Source organism: Porphyromonas sp. HMSC077F02, assembly GCF_001815465.1.
GTDB classification, from domain to species: domain Bacteria; phylum Bacteroidota; class Bacteroidia; order Bacteroidales; family Porphyromonadaceae; genus Porphyromonas_A; species Porphyromonas_A somerae.
This window is the reverse complement of the sequence record NZ_KV820690.1, coordinates 75,126-95,898: the sequence shown is the minus strand read 5'-3', so window position 1 is coordinate 95,898 and position 20,773 is coordinate 75,126. Positions and strand designations below refer to the sequence as shown.

The 20,773-nt window shown below is 48.7% G+C and carries 15 protein-coding genes; 9 read left to right on the top strand and 6 right to left on the bottom strand.

Going from position 1 to position 20,773, the window contains the following annotated elements:
- On the bottom strand, positions 1-446 hold a 446-nt coding region (locus HMPREF3027_RS09115; protein ID WP_141756268.1), incomplete at its 3' end, for a beta-1,6-N-acetylglucosaminyltransferase.
- Complete coding sequence (locus tag HMPREF3027_RS09110; protein WP_070708319.1) at positions 443-1,435, bottom strand: glycosyltransferase; 993 nt, start codon at positions 1,433-1,435, stop codon at positions 443-445. The genes HMPREF3027_RS09115 and HMPREF3027_RS09110, both read right to left, overlap by 4 nt.
- A 260-nt stretch (positions 1,436-1,695) precedes the next feature.
- Between HMPREF3027_RS09110 and trpS the strand changes: the two genes are divergently transcribed.
- From trpS to HMPREF3027_RS09090, 3 genes are all read left to right on the top strand, one after another.
- Positions 1,696-2,688, top strand: coding sequence for a tryptophan--tRNA ligase (gene trpS, locus HMPREF3027_RS09100; RefSeq protein ID WP_021902771.1), 993 nt, complete (start codon positions 1,696-1,698; stop codon positions 2,686-2,688).
- A 30-nt stretch (positions 2,689-2,718) separates the two neighbouring features.
- A complete protein-coding gene (locus HMPREF3027_RS09095) occupies positions 2,719-3,198 on the top strand; it encodes a DUF3127 domain-containing protein (RefSeq protein WP_246830572.1) in 480 nt (159 codons plus the stop codon).
- 296 nt (positions 3,199-3,494) lie between these two features.
- The gene (locus HMPREF3027_RS09090; RefSeq protein ID WP_070708312.1) at positions 3,495-5,453 is read left to right on the top strand and encodes a tetratricopeptide repeat protein; all 1,959 of its coding nucleotides are present in this window, start codon (positions 3,495-3,497) and stop codon (positions 5,451-5,453) included.
- A gap of 213 nt (positions 5,454-5,666) precedes the next feature.
- On the opposite strand, the gene HMPREF3027_RS09085 is transcribed toward HMPREF3027_RS09090, so the two are convergent.
- Both HMPREF3027_RS09085 and lpdA read right to left on the bottom strand, forming a co-directional pair.
- Complete coding sequence (locus HMPREF3027_RS09085; RefSeq protein ID WP_070708310.1) at positions 5,667-7,088, bottom strand: C69 family dipeptidase; 1,422 nt, start codon at positions 7,086-7,088, stop codon at positions 5,667-5,669.
- A gap of 76 nt (positions 7,089-7,164) precedes the next feature.
- On the bottom strand, positions 7,165-8,523 hold the full coding sequence (gene lpdA / locus HMPREF3027_RS09080; RefSeq protein WP_070708308.1) for a dihydrolipoyl dehydrogenase: 1,359 nt from the start codon (positions 8,521-8,523) through the stop codon (positions 7,165-7,167).
- A 539-nt stretch (positions 8,524-9,062) separates the two neighbouring features.
- On the opposite strand from lpdA, the gene HMPREF3027_RS09075 reads away from it, so the two are divergent.
- The 6 genes from HMPREF3027_RS09075 (at position 9,063) to HMPREF3027_RS09050 (ending at position 16,189) form a co-directional block, all read left to right on the top strand.
- Positions 9,063-11,060, top strand: a complete 1,998-nt coding sequence (locus HMPREF3027_RS09075; RefSeq protein ID WP_210400699.1) for a urocanate hydratase — start codon at positions 9,063-9,065, stop codon at positions 11,058-11,060.
- 5 nt (positions 11,061-11,065) lie between these two features.
- Positions 11,066-12,040, top strand: a complete 975-nt coding sequence (gene ftcD, locus HMPREF3027_RS09070; protein WP_070708306.1) for a glutamate formimidoyltransferase — start codon at positions 11,066-11,068, stop codon at positions 12,038-12,040.
- Positions 12,033-13,292 carry an imidazolonepropionase gene (gene hutI, locus HMPREF3027_RS09065; protein ID WP_021902777.1) on the top strand — a complete coding sequence of 420 codons (1,260 nt, stop codon included), beginning with the start codon at positions 12,033-12,035 and terminating at the stop codon, positions 13,290-13,292. The genes ftcD and hutI overlap by 8 nt, the downstream gene beginning before the upstream one ends.
- Before the next feature lie 13 nt (positions 13,293-13,305).
- Positions 13,306-13,944, top strand: a complete 639-nt coding sequence (locus HMPREF3027_RS09060) for a cyclodeaminase/cyclohydrolase family protein (RefSeq protein ID WP_070708303.1) — start codon at positions 13,306-13,308, stop codon at positions 13,942-13,944.
- Positions 13,945-13,949: 5 nt separating this feature from the next.
- On the top strand, positions 13,950-15,482 hold the full coding sequence (gene hutH, locus HMPREF3027_RS09055) for a histidine ammonia-lyase (RefSeq protein ID WP_070708301.1): 1,533 nt from the start codon (positions 13,950-13,952) through the stop codon (positions 15,480-15,482).
- A gap of 197 nt (positions 15,483-15,679) precedes the next feature.
- A complete protein-coding gene (locus HMPREF3027_RS09050; RefSeq protein WP_070708299.1) occupies positions 15,680-16,189 on the top strand; it encodes an O-acetyl-ADP-ribose deacetylase in 510 nt (169 codons plus the stop codon).
- Here HMPREF3027_RS09050 and HMPREF3027_RS09045 read toward each other — a convergent pair.
- The gene (locus tag HMPREF3027_RS09045; protein ID WP_083317580.1) at positions 16,186-17,304 is read right to left on the bottom strand and encodes a polysaccharide pyruvyl transferase family protein; all 1,119 of its coding nucleotides are present in this window, start codon (positions 17,302-17,304) and stop codon (positions 16,186-16,188) included. The genes HMPREF3027_RS09050 and HMPREF3027_RS09045 overlap by 4 nt on opposite strands.
- Before the next feature lie 2 nt (positions 17,305-17,306).
- Positions 17,307-19,973 (bottom strand): calcium-translocating P-type ATPase, PMCA-type, encoded by a 2,667-nt coding sequence (locus tag HMPREF3027_RS09040; RefSeq protein WP_070708297.1) that lies wholly within the window; start codon positions 19,971-19,973, stop codon positions 17,307-17,309.
- Between the last annotated feature and the right edge of the window lie 800 nt (positions 19,974-20,773).

Sequence of the window (20,773 nt, the reverse complement as noted above, 5' to 3'; positions counted from 1 at the left end):
GTCACCCTCATCACCCAGAATATCGGATGAGGCTTAAAAAGGTGGTAGCGATGCACCTTTCTCATCACCTCCTTTGAGTAATCATACTGGCTGTAGCCGATAAACTCCTGGCCTTGGTGTGCAGAGAAGAAAGCATGGATCTCATCTTGAGACTTGAGGGGAAGATCGGCTCCCGATATTAAGTGATAGTACTGATAACTATCTCTACTGGTCGCAGCCCTCAAAAGGGCAAACTCAGCCTCGAGCATTCGCACAGAGCCCCATCGCACATCTATCCGCTCATCAATTAGGTAGAGCTGACTTTTCTGAACCGCTAGCGAAGGGAGCTCTTTCACCTTTTTATCCACATGGACATAAAGGTCGTTCCGCACATCATCAAGGGCAGAGACGAGACACTGCAGCAGCTCAAAATCCCCATGAGCCAATATCAAGTAGGCGTGTTTCACTTCGACAAAAGTTTACTTTTAATATATCTCTTAGTCCTATACAACTTGCGTGAAAGCGGAAAAAAGCTACTAATCAACTTATATTTCCAGCCATTTCTAAGCTTTACATCGTACCTATTTACAGTGTCCATTATCTCCTTAAGTCCTTCTTCAACTTCTAATCGCTCAACTTTTGAAAGAGGCTCTTTTAATGCAAATGCACGAAAGTACTGAAAGATATAATTACTAATGCAGTCAGTTACCGCTTGTGGGGTATCACCTTTCCATTCCTCAAGGAGTATTATTGCATTTCTGTAAAATGAATGTACCGCTTGGAAGTTAAATCCCCCATAACTTTGAGAGGTAGCCCCTTCCTCTCTTATATAATAGACATAAAAGGCTTTGTCAATATTCAGTAGTAAGTTTGAATGCCTATAATACCGCAAATTAAACACCTCATCCTCATGAATCACAATTCCCTCCGGAAATTGAATGCCATATTTAGTAACAATCGACCTTTTATACACATTCATCCAGACCATCATTTCACCTAGCTTTACCTCTCCTTTGAGAAGTGCATCACAATAGATTGGTGTGAGCTTAGCTACTCCAAGATCACCAGCAAACTCACGACCAGTGCCACTAAATGTCTTTTGATAAGTATAGTGATAGAGATCAGCAGATTGTTGATCTATAATTTTTACTATTTCTTCGCAGAAATATGGGACAAAATAATCGTCTGGATCACAGAAGGTGACGAAGTCGCCTGTGGCTAGTGACAAGCCTTTATTCCGGGCAGCTGAAACACCTTGATTCTCTTGCTCTACATACCGCATAAAGGGGTACTTATCGGCATACTCTTTAGCAATGGTACCAGAATTATCGGGGGTTCCATCATTGACCAAAATTACCTCATACGGCAATAGACTCTGCCCCACAAGGGCATCAAGACATCGCCTAAGGTAGCGCTCAACATTATAAATCGGTATAATTATAGATAGGGTAGGCATATAATGCTAATTGACTGGTTAATTATTTGACAAACTTATACATAAATTCTGAGATGGCCCTCTCAAACCATAAAAAGAGAGCTTCACTTTGGCTCGCATCGCTATTCGGGCAAAAAAAGCGCAGACCAAATCGGCTAAATAAATATTATTTGGGTACCTTTGCTCTGCTACTAAAGGCAAAGGCCATCACAAAGGATTTAGAATACAATTTAAGAGCGTGGCAAGCAGGTAGCAAGAACATTCAGAGACAAGATTAATATATGGAGACGGTATTAAGTGGGATTCGCCCTACTGGCAACCTACACCTAGGTAATTACTTTGGGGCTATGAAGAGCTTCCTTAAGATGCAAGATGAGTACAACTGCTATTTCTTTATCGCAGATTGGCACTCGCTGACTACGCACCCACACCCCGATAATATCCTCAATAATACGCATACCATCCTAGCCGAGTACCTCGCTTGTGGGCTAGACCCCAATAAAGCTACGATATACGTGCAAAGCGATGTAAAGGAGGTGCTGGAGCTGTATATGTACCTCAATATGAATGCTTACCTCGGTGAGCTAGAGCGTACCACCACATTCAAGGATAAGGCTCGTAAGCAGCCCAATAATGTCAATGCAGGGCTACTAACCTACCCTACCCTCATGGCGTCGGATATTCTGATGCACAGAGCACACAAGGTGCCCGTAGGTAAGGATCAGGAGCAAAACATGGAGATGGCACGGAAGTTTGCCCGTCGCTTTAACCATATCTACGAGGTAGACCTATTCCCCGAGCCGGAGTCCTTTAGCTTTGGCAAGGAAGCACTCAAGATACCTGGCCTAGATGGCTCTGGTAAAATGGGTAAGAGCGAAGGCAATGCGATCTATCTGATGGACGACGAAAAGACCATCAAGCAGAAGGTAATGAAAGCGGTGACCGACTCTGGCCCTACAGAGCCCAATTCACCTAAGCCCGAGCCAATTGCCAATCTATTTACCTTCCTGAGCATCGTTTCTACACCCGATACTTACCAGCACTTTGATGAGGCTTACAATAAGTGTGAGATACGGTACGGCGACCTCAAGAAGCAATTGGCAGAGGATATCAATGCCTGCTGTGCACCCATCCGCGAGAAGATCATCGAGTATCGAAAAGATACCGACCTCCTTGAGAGAGTGGCCAAAGAGGGAGCTGAAAAGGCAAGGGAGAATGCCCGCCAAACAGTAGAGATGGCAAGAGAGATCATAGGATTTCCTAAGATGAGATAACACAAAAACAGATAAAGAGAGAACGAGAAAATGAACGGAATGACAGACAATCTGAATACCCTTAGCGGTAAGGTGATCAAAATACTTCCTCTTGTGTCAGGAGATAGCAAGCACAAGCCTGGAGAGAAATGGTACAGACAGGAATTCGTAATCGAGACCTACGCTCAGTATCCTAGGCAAGTATGTTTCCAAATATGGGGCAAGGATAGGATAGACGCTGCCAATCTCCAAATGGGTGAGGACGTGACCGTCACCTACGAGCTATCGAGCCGTGAGTACCAAGAGCGTTGGTATACTAGTGCCGATGCCCGCAACATCATGAAGGGGATGCCACAGCAGCAGGGCTACGGAATGCCTCAGCAACCAGGTTACGGGATGCCTCAGCTAGGATATGGCATGCCTCAGCAACCTCAACAGCCACAGCAACCACAGCAAGGTGCTACACAAATGCCAGGCACCAATGCCCCATTTGGACCACAACAAGGGGGTGGCGACGACCTGCCATTCTAATTAAAAGTCAATAAAGTGACAGTAGCTACTAGTCTTTCTCCCACGAGAAAGCTAGTTGCTACTGACCTATTTACCACCAAGCTACGGGGGAGAACAAGCTTTGGGAAAAGCTAAAGTTATATACAAAGAGAGATAAAAGGAGATACCTCCAGGGCATCCATAGCCGAGCGACACCAACCAATACTAATAGTACAACACAAAAACAGTCGACTCAAAACCACTGGAGCCTGTGATATCCTACTAAGAGAGCAGACAAAAGAAATCACAAAGAGAGAGAAAGAAAGGAAGAGATTGTTATGGGATTTAAAGAGGTGATGGCACTACGCCAAGAAGGGAACCTAACAGAAGCACTAACACTAGCCCAAAAAGACTACCAAGAGAATCAAGACCAATGGTCTGCTTCGGCACTATTTTGGGTATTGAAAGACCTAGCTACACAACAGATTAATGAGGAAAAGAGAGAGGACGCCCAAAGACTGCTAGAGCAGATGGAGCAGATCGTGGGATATATGGGAGCCACCGCTAATGTGGCACAAGAGTCTCTCTCAGCTCTCCGCATGGAGTTCATTCCTCATTATAGCGAACTTGCTAGCCTAGCAGAGGAAGCCAAAAAGACAAAGAATAGAGTCCGAGTAAAAGAGATATTCAATACCACTCTCGAATGGCTCGAGGAAAGTAATGCGACCCCCGATGAAGCACTTCATCCCGCCTATGCTGAGATAATCTACTGCTTCCTTTCAAGGTACTACCAGCATATACCATTCGAAGAGTTTGCGGGGGCCTACAACCACTACCTAGCACTACATAATGAGCGCCCCTCAGAGCTACACTCTAGGATGCTAAAAATAGCCGTGGAGGCGAAAAGAGCATTTGGGCATCACCTAAACTTTGTAGAGCTTTTGAGCAAATGGGGATATGCCAACCTTCGCCATGAGGACTGGCAGAGAGGCAAAGCAGGCTATGGCGATGTTGAGCGTGCACTAGGAGAGGTGGTGCTCTTCACAGCCACCACTGAGCTAACTGTCGAAGAGTCCAAAGAGGTACCGGAACCACTCCTACAGCTACTCAGCGATGCAATCAGCTACTTCCCTGAGGATAGCTTAGCACAGCTTTCCAAGGCACGCATCATGGCACTACAAGGTGCAGAGCAGGAGGCTCTACTTCGCTACGAACTCTTGTTACAGGACAATGAAGAGCCTATGGCATGGGCAGAATATGCCTACCTCACCGACGATCCCGAGATACGCCTCGGGGCACTTTGCATGGCACTTAGGGAGGAAAAGGACGACTACCGCGAGTACATCACCAAGGCTAGGATCGAGCTAGCAAAGCTATTGATACAGAAGGAAATGTACGCAGAGGCACTCAGAGAACTCTCCTTTGTGGCACAGATCTGCTTGGAGAAAGCACGCACACTGCCCGAAGAGCACCCTGCCCTCATGGCAAAGATCCCTAGCGATACCGTGCAAAGCAAAGACAATAAAGACCTCTACTATACCCTATCTCGCCCGGCATTAGCACACATCTTTAGAGAGTTACCAGAGGTGCCAATGATGGTCTACGATGCGATGGCGATGAGGCTCAAAGATCAGTCCAACCAAGTAGTGCCTATGCTCAAATTAATCACCCCAGAGGGCAAGACAGCACTTGTCACCCCCAAAGAGTCAGGCATACTCCCTGGAGACAATAGGGGCAACATCTATATGGTCAAGCTACTAGAGCGCCACCGCAAGCATACCAAGGTAGTACAGCTCACCCTCTCCGAAGAGAGTGACCCCAAAGAGTTATTCCCCACTCAAGTAGGGATGATCAATGGCTATAGCGAAGCACTACACGCCTACCACGTGATGGATAGCAATAGCCGTCACCACTACCTTCCTGGCCAACCCAATGAATATACACAGGGAGAGTTTATTCGCTTTGTTCTTCTTATCGAGAAACAAATACGCAAGGGCAATAATACCCCACAAGCACGCGAATTTATCTACCATATTGAAAGGGTAAATCCTACCGAAGCCATCCTTACATTCAATCCTCTTAAGGCAGTGGTAGAGGATATCCGAGGGGATCAATACCTACTCCATACAGAGCAAGGCACCCCCAGCTTTGTCAATCTATCAGTGGCTCCAGTAGAGCTATCAGTGGGAGATAACGTGATCGTACGTGGCTTCCAACAGCGGCACAAAGATCGCTTTACCGGACAAGCAAAGTACAGCTTTGTGACGCTATCTATTGAGCCCTACTTCGAAGTGTAGTAGGCTCCCGATAATATAAAATGAGAGGGTGCGTGTGATAACCATTCACACGCACCCTCTTTTTGGAGAATGTTGCACGAAGGCGATCTGCTGCGTTGCTTTCGGCATTCGCCTAGGTCACGTACGTGAGTACGCTCCCTTCGGCCTCATCCTCAGCGCCTTGCATCTCATTCTTCGTGCAACATTCTCTTCTGTATTACAGCTAACCTATGATCAAGCACCGTGGAATTCGTACGTCTCCATAGTGTGCTTTGCGATCAAGGTAAATAGGTGCTCCGTCAGCTCATCGGTCACCTCCAACACCTTATTCAGCATACGGTCCGAAAACTCTTGTAGCAAGTCCTTAGCAGCTAGCGGACGCTCCTCATAAATAGCAAGATACTCCTTAATCATCTCCTGCTCACGCTGTGCGATCTCCTCCTCTAGCTTCCGATAGGTCTCCTTGATGATAGGTGCATAGCGATTATAATCCACCATACCGAGTGTCTGTACATGGCGAAGCCGCCAGTAAGCCGACTGATTATCCGAAACACCACCCCCTATTCTCCACGCTTCTGGATAGGAAGAGATGCCCTCATAGAGGGGCACAAAGATACCGAGTGCCGCCATTCCCTCACACATATAGTCCACCTGTGCGATCTCCTTTGGGAGGTTAGGCTTCCGCTGCAAAATATGCGTTTGAGTTGTGCGGAATATCGAGATAGGTCTCCACTTCTCCTTAGGATTACTGTGGAGATAAGGGTCGTGCTCCGTATCATTATAGTGCGTGCGGAATGCCGCCTTGATATCCTCGAGTGTCAACTTCTTATCCGAACCCAAGAAGACAGGGAAGTCATTTTTAGTCACGTCCTGCTCCTTGCTAGGTGTAAAGAGCTTCTGCAGATACCATACACGTGGATAGCTGTAGGTGGTATCCAGCTTCTCATCCCTAGCATAAGCGGTATGGAAGTCAAACACACCCTCAAAGAGCTGATGCTCACGAGCGAAGTCAATCAAATCACTAGAGGCGAGATAATTCTTCTTATCCTTTGGGTCGTAGTCCCTAAACCGGCTCTGGTTGCCAGAGACAAAGTACTTATCCTCAGGGATACGAGTTGCTAGCCAACGGTGCCCAGAGGCGGTCTCGAGGTACCACATCTCATGCTCATCGATAAAGCTAATCCCAAAGCCCTCAGCAATTCCGTACTCCTCAATCAAACCACCCAGTCGCTCCACTCCCTCACGTGCAGTGGTGATATAGGGCAGGACAATATTGAAGACACAATTCTCCCCCAGTCCGCTCTCCACAAGAGGGTCACAAGCGAGTGCCTTTTCAGAGCTAAAGATACTCTCCGTGGCACTCATCCCCACGCCGGCACGATTAAATCCTGCACTACCCCACTCTCCATGAAGGTGGTAAGGCGAAAGGGCAGAGTAACCAATGCGATGCTTAGGGAGAGGGCACCTAAATGGCGTCTCCTTTGCCACAAACTCCTCAGGTCCGTTATCAGTCGTCTCAAAGATCTCCAAATTCTTAGCCACCATTGCATCCCAATCCTCAGAGCGGGCAGCAATCATAGAGCCATCCTCCATCAGTTGACTACCCACGATAATCGTAGTGCACTCCGAAGGATACTTCTTCATTTCTTCTTTCATACTTCAATCCTATTTTTAATTTACTTTCTTACTATTGAAAAAAGGGGCGTATCTAGCTGATACGCCCCTTTGTCTTTTATTCGAAGAGTACTTCATGCACGATTTCCGACACGGTTGGGTGTGGGAATACATGCCGTTTCAGTCCTTCGACCGTTAGATTTTCAGTCATCGCCATACCGATGGTCACGATGAACTCAGAGGCTGGGTTACCGATCATGTGCCCGCCAAGGATACGCCCATCGTTGGCATCAACGAGCAGCTTAAAGAGACCATTGCCTCCCTCATTCTCCACCACAAATCGGCCAGCAAAGCTAGCAGGTAAGCCGAGTACCTTGTACTCAACGCCCTTCTTCTGTAGCTCCTCCTCAGTGGCTCCTACCCCTGCAATCTCAGGGTGCGTATAGACTACACCAGGGATCACATCATACCGCATTGGGTCGCCCTCGCCACTAAGAATATGCTTCACAGCCACTTCCCCTTCACGGATAGCGGTGTGTGCCAGCATAGAGTGCCCATTCACATCACCAATCGCATAGATGCGAGGGTTGGAGGTACGGAGATACTCATCCACAATGATATTGCGCTCCACCTTTACATTGAGGGCATCTAGTCCTAGGTCCTTCAGCACCGCTCTACGACCGGCACTCACCAAGATACGCTCGCCCTCTAGCTCTTGCTGTGTACCATCAGGTAGCTCTACGGTCAACCCCTTAGCAGAAGCTGCCACCACCTTGGTATTGAGATAAAACTTCACGCCACGCTTCTCGTACTCAGCCTGAAGATGGCTAGATATCTCGCCATCCATAGGGCCTAGTATCTTTGGCATCATCTCCACCACTGTGACTGGTACTCCAAAGCTATTGAATACGCTGACAAATTCCATCCCAATCACACCTCCACCCACAATCAAGATGCTCTCAGGTAGCTCCTTGGTATCAAGTGCTTCACGACTGGTCCAATACTCCACCTCACTCAGACCAGAGATAGGAGGCACAAACGCCTCAGAGCCAGTAGCCAAGATCACCTTGTCTGCCACATAGCTTTCGTCATTGGCACGGATCAGCACCCCATCGCCATTCTCACCAACGAGAGTAGCAGTCGCCTCTACCGTCTCCACGCCAGCACTCTTGAGCTTCTGAGCCACACCAGCCACCAGCTTACGGACAATCTTAGACTTCCTCGATACCACCTTCTTGTAATCGGCAGTGATCTCCCCCTCTATATTGATGCCATACTTCTTTGCTTCCTTGATGCTATCCAGCATATTGGCACTATAGAGCAGAGCTTTGGTAGGGATACACCCTTCGTTGAGGCAAACGCCCCCCACCTTGTTTTTCTCAAAGAGTACCGTCTTAAGTCCAGCTTTTGCTGCGATAGCTGCTGCATTGTAGCCCCCTGGGCCACCCCCTAGCACAGCCAAGTCATATTTTTTCATACTATATATATTGTATTAGTGATTAGATATTCTGTTACCTCCACAAGATACACATTATTCCCCAAACTCCATCAAAAAAAACAAGTTGATGCAAAGTGCTAGCCGATTGGTATAGCAATTTGAGACGTTTACTCCGCAGTCATTAATCCAATCCTCCCCCTTGTGGAAAGTTGAACAAACTAATCTAGAGTGACCAATTCTTAGACCAAAAAAAATGGGTTAGGAGAGAGTGCAAAAAACGCTTTTATAACGAGCTGATAACCAGCATCCTACAAAAGCAAAATCTTAGTTGCAACTAAGCGATCGGTTAGTTGCAACTCGGCAATTGCTTAGTTGCAACAAAGCAAACGGTTAGTTGCAACTAAACTTTTGCTCTACTAACCCATAGGTTTAGAAGAGGCAAAATAGGGGGCAAAAATCCATCCTCCTTTATTCTCGCCACAATTTCAAACATATTGCCCCTCCACCTCAAATATATTCAGTATATTTGTGTCACTGAATTAGAGACAAATTTATTATCAAACTTACAATAACCTACTATGGTGGAAACATCTAAGAAATTTGTGCTGGACAGCACTCTACCAGTTTATCCCGAATTTATCAAGGGAGTAAGAAGAGCACCCGACCGTGGGTACAGACTAACTAAAGAGCAGACCAAGGTGGCACTGCGTAACGCACTGAGATATGTGCCTAAGGAGCTACATAAGGAGCTAGCACCTGAATTCCTAGAGGAGCTAAAGACACGCGGCAAGATCTACGCTTACCGCTATCGCCCTGAGGGCAATATGAAGGCGAAGTCTATTGACGAGTACAAGGGCAAGTGCCTTGAGGGGAAGGCTTTCCAAGTGATGATCGACAATAACCTTTGCTTTGATATCGCCCTCTACCCCTATGAGCTAGTGACCTATGGCGAGACTGGTCAGGTCTTCCAAAACTGGCTACAATATCGTCTCACCAAGAAGTATCTCGAGGAGCTTACTGAGGAGCAGACGCTGGTGGTGGCAAGTGGTCACCCACTAGGTCTATTCAAGAGTAATCCAAGTGCCCCACGTGTCATCATCACCAACTCTATGATGATTGGTGAGTACGATAATATTGAGGATTGGGAGGTAGCTGCTCAGATGGGTGTTGCCAACTATGGTCAGATGACCGCAGGAGGCTGGATGTACATTGGGCCACAAGGCATCGTACACGGCACCTACAATACGATTCTGAATGCAGGGCGCTTGAAGCTAGGCTTGGGACAGGACGACAACCTCGCTGGCAAGCTATTTGTTTCCTCCGGACTAGGGGGTATGAGTGGAGCTCAGCCTAAGGCAGCCGATATCGCTGGTGCTACATCGATTGTGGCCGAGGTGGATGAGAGCCGTATCCATATCCGCTACGAGCAGGGATGGGTTAATCACATTGCTCACTCTCTGGAGGAGGCCTTTGAGATGGCACGCAAGGGTATTGAGAGCAAAAAACCTACCTCTATCGCCTACCTGGGCAACGTGGTAGACCTTCTGGAGTATGCTTATGCGCATGATATTCATATTGACTTACTCTCCGACCAGACCAGTTGCCACGCAGCTTACGAGGGTGGTTATTGCCCTGTAAGTCTTACTTACGAGCAGCGTACCGAGATGCTCTTTAAGGATCGTGAGGGCTTTAAGAAGGAGGTCGATAAGGGGCTTCGTCGCCACTTTGAGATCATCAAGAAGCTGGTGGCTAAGGGCACTTATTTCTTTGACTATGGTAATGCCTTTATGAAGGCTTGCTTCGATGCTGGTGTGAAGGAGATTTCTCGCAATGGCTATGACGATAAGGATGGCTTTATCTGGCCTAGCTATGTAGAGGATATTATGGGTCCTGAGCTATTCGACTATGGCTATGGTCCATTCAGATGGGTTTGCCTCAGCGGAAAGCATGAGGATCTACTAAAGACCGATAAGGCGGCAATGGATTGCATCGATCCTGACCGTCGTGCGCAGGATAGGGACAACTGGATTTGGATCCGCGATGCCGAGAAGAATCAATTGGTGGTAGGGACACAAGCTCGTATCCTTTACCAAGATGCCCTTGGCCGTATGAATATTGCCCTGAAGTTCAATGAGATGGTACGCAATGGCGAGGTAGGTCCTATCATGCTCGGTCGTGACCACCACGATGTGAGCGGTACCGACTCTCCTTTCCGTGAGACTTCTAATATCCGCGACGGTAGCAACGTGATGGCCGATATGGCGGTACACTGCTTCGCTGGTAACTGTGCGAGAGGATTTAGCCTAGTAGCACTGCACAATGGTGGTGGTGTGGGCATCGGCAAGTCCATCAATGGTGGATTCGGTATGGTCTGCGACGGCTCTAAGCGGGCCGATGAGATCATTCGCTCCGCTATGCTTTGGGACGTAATGGGCGGTGTAGCTCGTAGGTCATGGGCACGCAATGAAAATGCAATGAGCACCGTGAAGAGCTTCAATGAGACACACGCCGATGGATATCACATCACGGAGCCATTCTTGGTAGACGACGAAATTATTAACAACTTAATCAAATAAATGCAATGAAAAAGATCATGGAGTGCGTTCCTAACTTTAGCGAGGGACGCAACAAAGAGGTAATGGAAGCCATCTTGGCTCCACTTCGCAACAAGGAGAATGTAGTACTACTAGACTACAGCAATGACGAGGACCACAACCGTATGGTAGTTACCCTAGTGGGTGAACCACAACCTCTTAAGGAGGCGGTACTCGAGGCGGTACGTGTAGCAGTTTCTAAGATAGATTTGACCAAGCATCAAGGCCAGCACCCACGTATGGGAGCGGTAGATGTGATCCCATTTATTCCTATCAAGGATGTCACTAAGGAGGAGGCTATTGAGCTTTCGAATGAGGTGGGTCGTATCATCGGTGAGGAGATCGGTGTACCCGTATTCCTTTATGAGGACTCTGCCACTTCGCCAGACCGCAAGAACCTTGCTAAGATCCGCAAGGGTGAGTTTGAGGGAATGGCCGAGAAGATCAAGCTACCTGAGTGGAAGCCCGACTATGGCAAGGCTGAGCGCCACGCAACTGCTGGTACTGTAGCAGTGGGTGCGCGTATGCCTCTTGTAGCCTACAATGTCAATCTCGACCACCCAGATGTAGAGGTGGCTACTGCCATCGCTAAGCGTGTTCGCTTTATCGGCGGTGGTCTTCGCTTCGTGAAGGGTATGGGAGTAGACCTCACTGAGCGCCATCAGTCTCAAGTATCTATGAACCTCACTGACTACACCAAGACGGCTATCTATCGTACTCACGAGATGGTACGCATGGAGGCTCAGAGGTATGGTGCTAAGATTGTAGGGGCAGAGATCATCGGACTCGTTCCTAAGGAGGCTCTAGAGCAGTCACTGGCTTACTACCTGAAGAAGGAGGAGATCGCCGAGGGTGAGTACACTCTTGAGCAGCTAGCAGAGGAGATGACTAAGTATCTACAGCTAGAGGGATTCTCAGTAGAGCAGATCCTCGAGTACAAGCTCAAGAAAGCCAATGCATAATAAGGAGAAAGGTAGTCTCTACCTATATAATATAGGACAATTGGTTACCATGGCTGGAGGCCCCCGCAAAGGGGCTTCCGCTATGGGTGACCTTGCCATGATCGAGGGGCCAGCAGTGCTGGTGATTGAGGATGGAATTGTCACCTACGCTGGCAAGCAAAGCGACGCCCCTTGCCCTAAGGAGCAAGGGATGGAGTTTGTGGATGCCCAAGGGCAATGTGTGCTCCCTGGGTTTATTGACTCCCACACGCACCTAATCTTTGGCGGCTATCGGGAAGATGAATTCCAATGGCGACTAGCTGGCGAGAGCTACATGAGCATCATGGAGCGAGGCGGTGGCATCGCCTCAACGACCAAGGCAACTCGTGCGGCTAGCTTTGAGGAGCTTTCGGAACATGCCAAGAAGCACCTCGACGCTATGCTACGTATGGGCGTGACCACAGCCGAGGCGAAGAGTGGCTATGGCATGGACCGAGATACGGAGATCCGTCAGCTAGAGGTGATTCGCCACCTTGATGAGACCCATCCCATCTCGCTCTACCCCACCTATATGGGGGCTCACGATACACCAATAGAGTACAAGGGACGTCCGCACGACTACATTGACTTTATCATCCGTGAGATGCTGCCTCTAGTGAAGGAGAAGAACCTTGCTGAGTGTGTTGATATCTTTACGGAGAAAAATGTCTTTGAGCACGAGGATACACGCCGTCTGCTCAATGCCGCCAAGGAATTGGGCTTCAAGGTGAAGATGCACGCTGATGAGATTGTGCCGATTGGTGGAGCTGAGCTCGCTGCTGAGCTGGGTTGCCTTTCTGCCGACCACCTACTCAAGATTTCAGACGAAGGCATCAAGGCACTGGCGGCGAGCGAAACGGTAGCCACCTGCTTGCCTCTCACCGCTTTCTCTCTGATGGACGACTATGCACCAGCTCGCAAGATGATCGATGAGGGGTGCTGCGTGGCGGTTGCTTCGGACCTCAATCCTGGCAGTTGCTTCTCAGCTTCTATTCCTCTACTGATTGCTCTTTCAACGATCTACATGAAAATGACGGTGGAGGAGACGATCGCTGCGCTCACCATTAACGCAGCTAAGGCAATCAATCAGCACGACAAGGTGGGTAGCCTAGAGGTAGGCAAAGCTGGCGATGCGGTAATCCTCAAGTACCCATCATACAAGTTCCTAAGCTATCACTTTGGAATGAACCTAGTAGACACCACGATTAAGAGTGGAAAGCTATACAAATACTAAAACTAATCACGATATGGAGAAGAAACTATTACAAAATCATACACTTGCAGAGTTTTGCAACGTTACAGCTGGAAGTGATCCAGTACCAGGTGGTGGTAGCGTATCGGCACTCGCTGGTACTATCGCCGCTTCGCTCACCGAAATGGTGGCGAACCTTACCATCGGTCGCAAGAAATACGTCGAGGTAGAGGAGGAGATGAAGGCAGTTGTGGAAAAAGCTAGAGAGGTGCATAAGGAACTTATCGAGGCGATTGATAGGGATAGCGACGCCTATGACCTAGTCTCTCAAGCTTTCAAGATGCCTAAGGAGACGGACGAGGAGAAGGCAGCACGAAGTGCCAAGATTCAAGAGGCTACTAAGGTAGCTGCATTGGTGCCTATGGAGGTAGCCAAGACTACTTATGAGCTGATTCCTCTCATCGAGAAGGTGGTGATGAAGGGCAATCAAAACGCCATCACCGATGGCTGTATTGCTATGATGAACTGCCGTCTTGGCGTGCTAGGAGCACTACTGAACGTACGTATCAATCTAGGGAGTCTTAAGGACCAAGCCTTTGTAAAGGAGCTTGCCGATGATTGTGAGCGTCTAGAGAAAGATATCACGGATATTGAGCATCGTATCCTCCAACATACTTATCAAGCCATTAAGTAAGCATCATGAGAGTTGTCACACATCAACCATATACACTTGATGAGCCCATCTCCTACGTTGTAGGTAGTGGCAAGCTCACCATTGACGAGCTAGAGAAGATCATCTTTAGCAAAAAGGTCACCTACACCCTAGCACCCGAAGCGATTGCACGCATACAGAAGTGCCGTGACTACCTAGATAATAAGGTAGCGAAGTCGGAGAAGCCTCTCTATGGCATCACCACTGGGTTTGGATCGCTCTGCAATATCAGCGTCTCTCAAGAGGAGCTGACCACACTGCAAGAGAACCTTGTAAAGAGCCACTCTTGTAGCTATGGCGACGAAGTACCTGAGCCTGTAGTCAAGCTGATGCTACTCCTCAAGGCACACGCCCTTTCACTCGGGCATAGTGGTGTACAGGTAGCCACAGTACAGAGACTTGTGGATATGCTCAATGAAGAGATCTATCCTATTGTCTACGACAAGGGCTCGCTAGGAGCTTCTGGTGACCTAGCACCTTTGGCCAAGCTATTCCTTCCACTGATTGGCGAGGGAGAGGTGTACTACAAAGGTAAGAAGATGACCTCTAAGGAGGCCTTTAAGAAAGCTAAGCTAGAGACCATTACCCTACAGAGTAAAGAGGGCTTGGCTCTGCTCAACGGCACTCAGTTTATGAGCTCTCACGGAGTGTACGCTCTGATATTAGCTCGTCGTGCTGAGCGGATGGCACTAAAGGTAGCAGCCCTTTCCCTTGAGGCATTTGACGGACTAGAGGCGCCCTTTACCCCACAGATCCAAAAGGTTCGCCCACATGCTGGTCAGGCGGTAGTAGCCAAGACCATCAGAGACCTCCTCAAGGGTAGCAAGCTACAGAAGGTAAGCAAGCCACAGGTACAAGACCCTTACTCTTTCCGTTGTATTCCACAGGTACACGGTGCTAGCTATGATGCTTGGCAGTATGCTTGTAAGGTGATAGAGACCGAGATCAATTCAGTGACCGACAATCCTACGATCTTCCCCGACGACGACCTTATCGTCTCTGGCGGCAACTTCCACGGACAGCCTATCGCACTGGTATTCGACTACTTGGCTCTCTCTATTGCTGAAGTGGGCAATATCTCAGAGCGTCGTACCGCTCAGCTAATCCTCGGGCTACGTCAGTTGCCAGAATTCCTTGTGGCTAAGCCAGGTCTCAACTCCGGCTTTATGATTCCACAGTATGCTGCAGCAGCGATGGTTAGCCAGAATAAGATGTACTGCTTCAATGCCTCTTCCGATAGCATCGTAAGCAGCAACGGGCAGGAGGACCACGTATCTATGGGTGCCAATGCAGCCATCAAGCTACTGCCTCTACTCGATAATCTTTATGCCATCCTCGGCGTAGAGCTGATGAACGGAGCACAAGCCTTGGCACTTCGTAAGGGCGAGGAGAAAACCTCCAAGCCACTGCAGGAGCTGTACAAGGAGTTCCGTAAGGTGGTGCCAATGGTTCAAGATGATGTAGTAATGTACAAGCAGATGCAGGATGCCGCTGACTTTGTATATGGCTATCATCTATAGTATTTTATGATGTAAACAATATGGGCTAGCGAAGTTATCCGACTTCACTAGCCCATTTATTTTATAAGAATGTTGCACGAAGGATGAGATGCAAGGCGCTGAGGATGAAGGCGAAGGGAGCGTACTAGCGTACGTGACCAAGCCTGAATTCCGAAAGCAACGCAGCAGATCGCATTCGTGCAACAGTATTTAGAGATATGAACGAGAGAATAAAAGTAGTCGTGGGCGACCTCACCACGCTTCAGGTAGATGCCATCGTCAATGCCGCCAATGAAACTCTGCTCGGTGGTGGAGGGGTAGATGGGGCTATCCACAGAGCGGCAGGCAAAGGGTTACTGGAGGAGTGCCGCACGCTTGGCGGTTGTCCTACTGGTGCCAGCAAGATCACCGATGCCTACCTTCTTCCTTGCAAAAAGGTGATCCATACAGTCGGTCCCATCTGGAGAGGCGGAACGCAGAATGAAGATCAACTCCTCGCCTCCTGCTATCGTACCGCACTAGAGCTAGCAGAGGAGTACCAACTCAAAACCATCGCCTTCCCATGCATCAGCACAGGCGTTTACAGATTTCCTCGGGAGCGGGCCGCTAAGATTGCCCTCGAAGTGATTAAAGAATACCTCGCCACCAACCACTACTCTGGCACAGTAACCCTCTGCTGCTTTCTAGAGGAAGATGCCCAGATCTATCAAAAGCTTTTAGCCGATTAAGCTAAAGAGTCTCGTAAAAACTTCAACGAGTGCTCCCTAAAGTCATCTAGCCTTTGCTGATCTACAGACGGAGTAGCCAGCTGATAACTAGCGAGCTCTTCTTCCTCCACAAAGGCATCGGCAGAGACAAACTGCTTGAGTGTGGCAAAGCGAGCAAGGCCACGCTCCTTATTCTCCACCACCACAAACGGCTTACCAAAGATGGTCGAGAAGACCGCTCCATGAAAAGAGTCAGTCACGACGAACTCCGCATTGAGGATATTCTCCAACCAAGTCTCCACCGGCTTCAGTTGGTAGTCCGACACCTCCTTCCACCTGTCATAGACCGTCATCTTAGGCATCATCTCAAAAGCAGTAGTGCCTACCTCGCGAGCCACTTCCTCGGCAAACCTCCGCTTCTCAGGAGTGGCATCAAGGAGATAAGCAAAGACCTTTCCGTGAGTTTCCTCCCTTAGTTTCAACCTCTCCACATACTCCTCCCGAGAAAGCAACAGAGTAGGGTCTAGCACCAGCGTTGCCTCATGCTCTAGATGCTCTTGGCAGAAATGAACCCCACACTCCTCACGCACCGAGACTGCATCAAAGTATCGAAGTAGCTCTCGTGCCATTTGGGTCTCCTTCTCATTAAACTCCCACTCATCCGTCCCAAAAGACGACGCATAGGCCACCCTCTTGATAGACGATTCTCTCGGCAAAAACTCCAAGAAGTAATCAGGCAAATAAGGGGAATACTTTGGGCGCCACGTCTGGTCACTCCCCACAATAATGGCACCCAGTTCTCTTGACACTACCTCCTCCCTCAATGCCAGCTGAGAAAGAATAAGTGGAGTAGTCTCAATATAGTTCTCAACAAAGGCATCTGTATAGCGAGTCATTGTCGCCTCTCTACGTTTTGTGACAGGCTTACTAGGTGACTGAGGATCACGAAGAACATAGCGTAGGTAAAAGTAAGAAAGATACTTTCGCAAAGTACTACGATCATCCACCCAATCAATTCGTCGTAGCGTCACCGGCCTATGCCCCTCCTGCCGTAGCACCTCTTGAAGAGCATAATTCTGTACAATACCTCCATAATTCAAGCCCAACGGCTGAGTAAGAATACCTACTTTCATCATCCTTATTTTCTAATGCCCCTAACTAATTCCCCTATGAGCAGCACTGGCGAGGTGAGCACAAAGGTGAGCAACCAATCCTTCCACGTGAGAGGAGTGACACTAAACATCTCGCCCCCAAAGTTGACTATAAACAGCTGCCCTACCAATATCACAAGAGCGATCAACACAAAGCCCCTTGCCCCCTTAAAGTGAAATGCCGAGCGACCACTCTTAAAGGCACGTGCATTGAACATATTCCAAAACTGTAGCCACACAAATAGCGTAAAGAAAAGACTCTGCTCATACCTCGTAATAGTCGGCAAACCATCCACCATCGAAAGTGAGAAAAGGTCCGTCATACTCCTAATATTATACGTATGAAAGAGGTAATAGAGCACTAGTAGTATCACAAAGAAGAGTCCTCCGACCATTAATATTCCACGCCCCATCGCCTTATCAATAATAAAAGAGCTGCGATCCCTCGGCTTCTCATGCATCACCCGAGCAGAGGGTGGCAACGACGCAAGAGCCATCGCCGCAAAGGTATCCATAATCAGATTGACCCACAGCATCTGCGTCACCGTCAAGGGCGTCTCGGTACCTAGAAAAGCTCCAGCCAACACAATCAAACAGGCCGCCACATTGACCGTCATTTGGAAGATGATAAAGCGCTGAATATTCTGATAGAGCGAACGTCCCCACATCACCGCCCTGCCGATACTAGCAAAGGAATTATCCACAATGGTAATATCACTCGCCTCCTTAGCGATAGAAGTCCCATCACCCATAGAGAGTCCCACGTGTGCCGACTTAAGTGCTGGGGCATCATTCGTGCCATCACCCGTCACCGCCACCACCTGATTCCGCCGCTGCAGAGCCTCCACCAATCGCTGCTTATCCAGAGGTCTCGCCCGAGAGATCACCTTAATCTTCCCGATACGCTCCTCCAGCTCCTCATCACTCATCTCAGCCACCTCTGGACCCGTCACAACCTGCTGCTCCCCATCTTCATCTTGCCAAAGACCTATCTGTCGTGCCACCTCCCGAGCGGTTGCCACGGTGTCCCCCGTCACAATCTTCACATCAATTCCTGCAGTCAGACACTCCCTAATGGCCGGTGGCACATCTACCCGCACGGGGTCCGAAATAGCCACAATTCCTAGGAATGTGAGCTCCTTAGCCACCAACTTTCCATCAGCTATCCCCTCCTCAATACACTCTAGCTTCTGATAAGCAAAACCCAGTGTACGCATCGCTTGCGACTGGTACTTCACCAACTCCGACTCAATTGATTGGCGGTCAATAGCCCCCTCCACCTGGCTAGAGAGTCCCAAAACCATCTCCGGTGCCCCTTTCACATAGAGGATAAAAGAACCCTCAGGCGACTGCACAATCGTAGCCATATACTTCCGCTCCGTAGAAAAGGGGATTTGTGCCACCACTTTAGCCTCCGAGACCACCTCGTCGATAGCCACCCCTTCGCGATCCAGCCACAAGAGCAAAGCCCCCTCCGTAGGATTGCCAAATACCCTAGTGCTACCATCCGAAGCCTTGTCCAGCGTAGCCGTACTATTGAGTACCAACCCCTCCTGTACCAATCGACTCCCAGCTCCTTCCGCACCATAAAACTGTGCTTCCGCCACCGTCATCAGGTTCTCTGTAAGTGTCCCAGTCTTATCGGTACAGATCACAGTCGTCGCCCCCATCGTCTCACAGGCGTGCATCTTACGCACCAGGTTATTGGTCTGCAGCATCTTCTGCATACTATATGCTAGGCTCAGCGTCACCGCCATCGGCAATCCCTCAGGTACCGAAACCACCACCACCGTCACCGCAATCATAATGGTCTGCAAAAGGTAGGTGATAAATTCCGACCACTCAAAAGGCTCCATACCACTACCCCAAAGGTAGACCGACATCCGCCCCACCAACACCAAGAGAGCAATGCCATAGCCCAGCTTACTAATCATACTCCCAAGCCGATCCAGCTGCTCATTGAGCGGAGTCCGCACAGAGTCATCAATCTGGGCAGCGTGAAATACTTTGCCATTTTCGGTAGCATCACCGACTGCAAAGGCCCTACAGACGCCATGTCCCTCCACCACACGCGTACCACGCAATAGATGATTCGTTGGGAAAGTCGCCTCACTATCCGAGGCCGTAGGATCGGCCGACTTAGAGGCAATTGGTTCCCCCGTCAGCATCGATTCATCCACCGACAGGCTCACCGACTCCAGTAGCTCCCCATCGGCTGGCACCTCATCGCCACTCTCCACCACCACAATATCCCCCACTACCACACTCTGTTTGGGCACCTCCATAGTATGCCCATTGCGTATCACCCGCACCGGCTCATCGTCATTGACCTTATTAAGGATTGTAAACTCCTTATCGGCCTTTTGCTCAAAGTAAAAGGCCAAGCCAGTCGCCAGCAATACCGCAAATAAAATGCCCATCGGCTCCAAAAAAGCCTCACTACCACGCCCGTGATAGTAGACCTCGTACACCGACACCCCAATTGAGAGCAGTGCAGCCACCAATAAAATAATGATGGTAGGGTCTTGAAACTTCTCTAGGAACTTCCTCCATACCGATACCCGAGCTACCGGAGTCAGCAGATTGGCACCATGCTTTGCCCTACTCTCTGCCACCTCACTATCGCTCAATCCCTCCCAATGCTTTATATCCATCACTTGCTAATCTATAATCCTAAACGACAAAGGTACACAATTATTAGAGACTATTGCGTGGTATAAATCTGTATCATCACCACGTCCGACTTGTCTGACTTGTCTGACTTGTCTGACTTGTCTGACCTGTCCGATGAGGCGTCCCCCGCCGAGGGGTCCGACAAATCCTTACGACAGTCCCCATCCTTTACGCAAAACACTCAAAATAGGTTAAAAATAAGATCCAACTAGCAGTTTCATAGAGCTCGGTGACTATAATACCATAACCCCACTACAAACCAACGAGTTATAGAAAATCAAGAAATCCATTGCAACTAAGCCATCACCGAGTTGCAACTAAGCGATCGACGAGTTGCAACTAAGCAAATGCCGAGATGCAACTAAGCAAACGGCGAGTTGCATCTCATTTAGCCCTCAGATAGAGCCCTGAATACCAACGCATTACAAACCGTCCTATTTTCCCTCTTAACCCAGCTAATATTTCACATTATTTCACAAATATCGACCTTCCCCATCCGACTTACCTGAGCCTTCCGACTAGTCCGATGAGGCACCCCTAATAATCGGAACCATTCCCCAAAACACACTGAATTGGCACCTCCATTAAGCAAATATAATCATTAGCATTTCATCGTTATAAAATATTTTGCCAATTCAAAATAGATTGGTATGTTTGTAGGCATTTGATTATCACTTAGAAGAAAGATTCCCCACGGATAGTTACAGTAGAAGCAAGGGGAAAAGCGACGCTCAATACCGCATAATGAGAAAACCACACTCTAGAGCTACATTGAGCAATA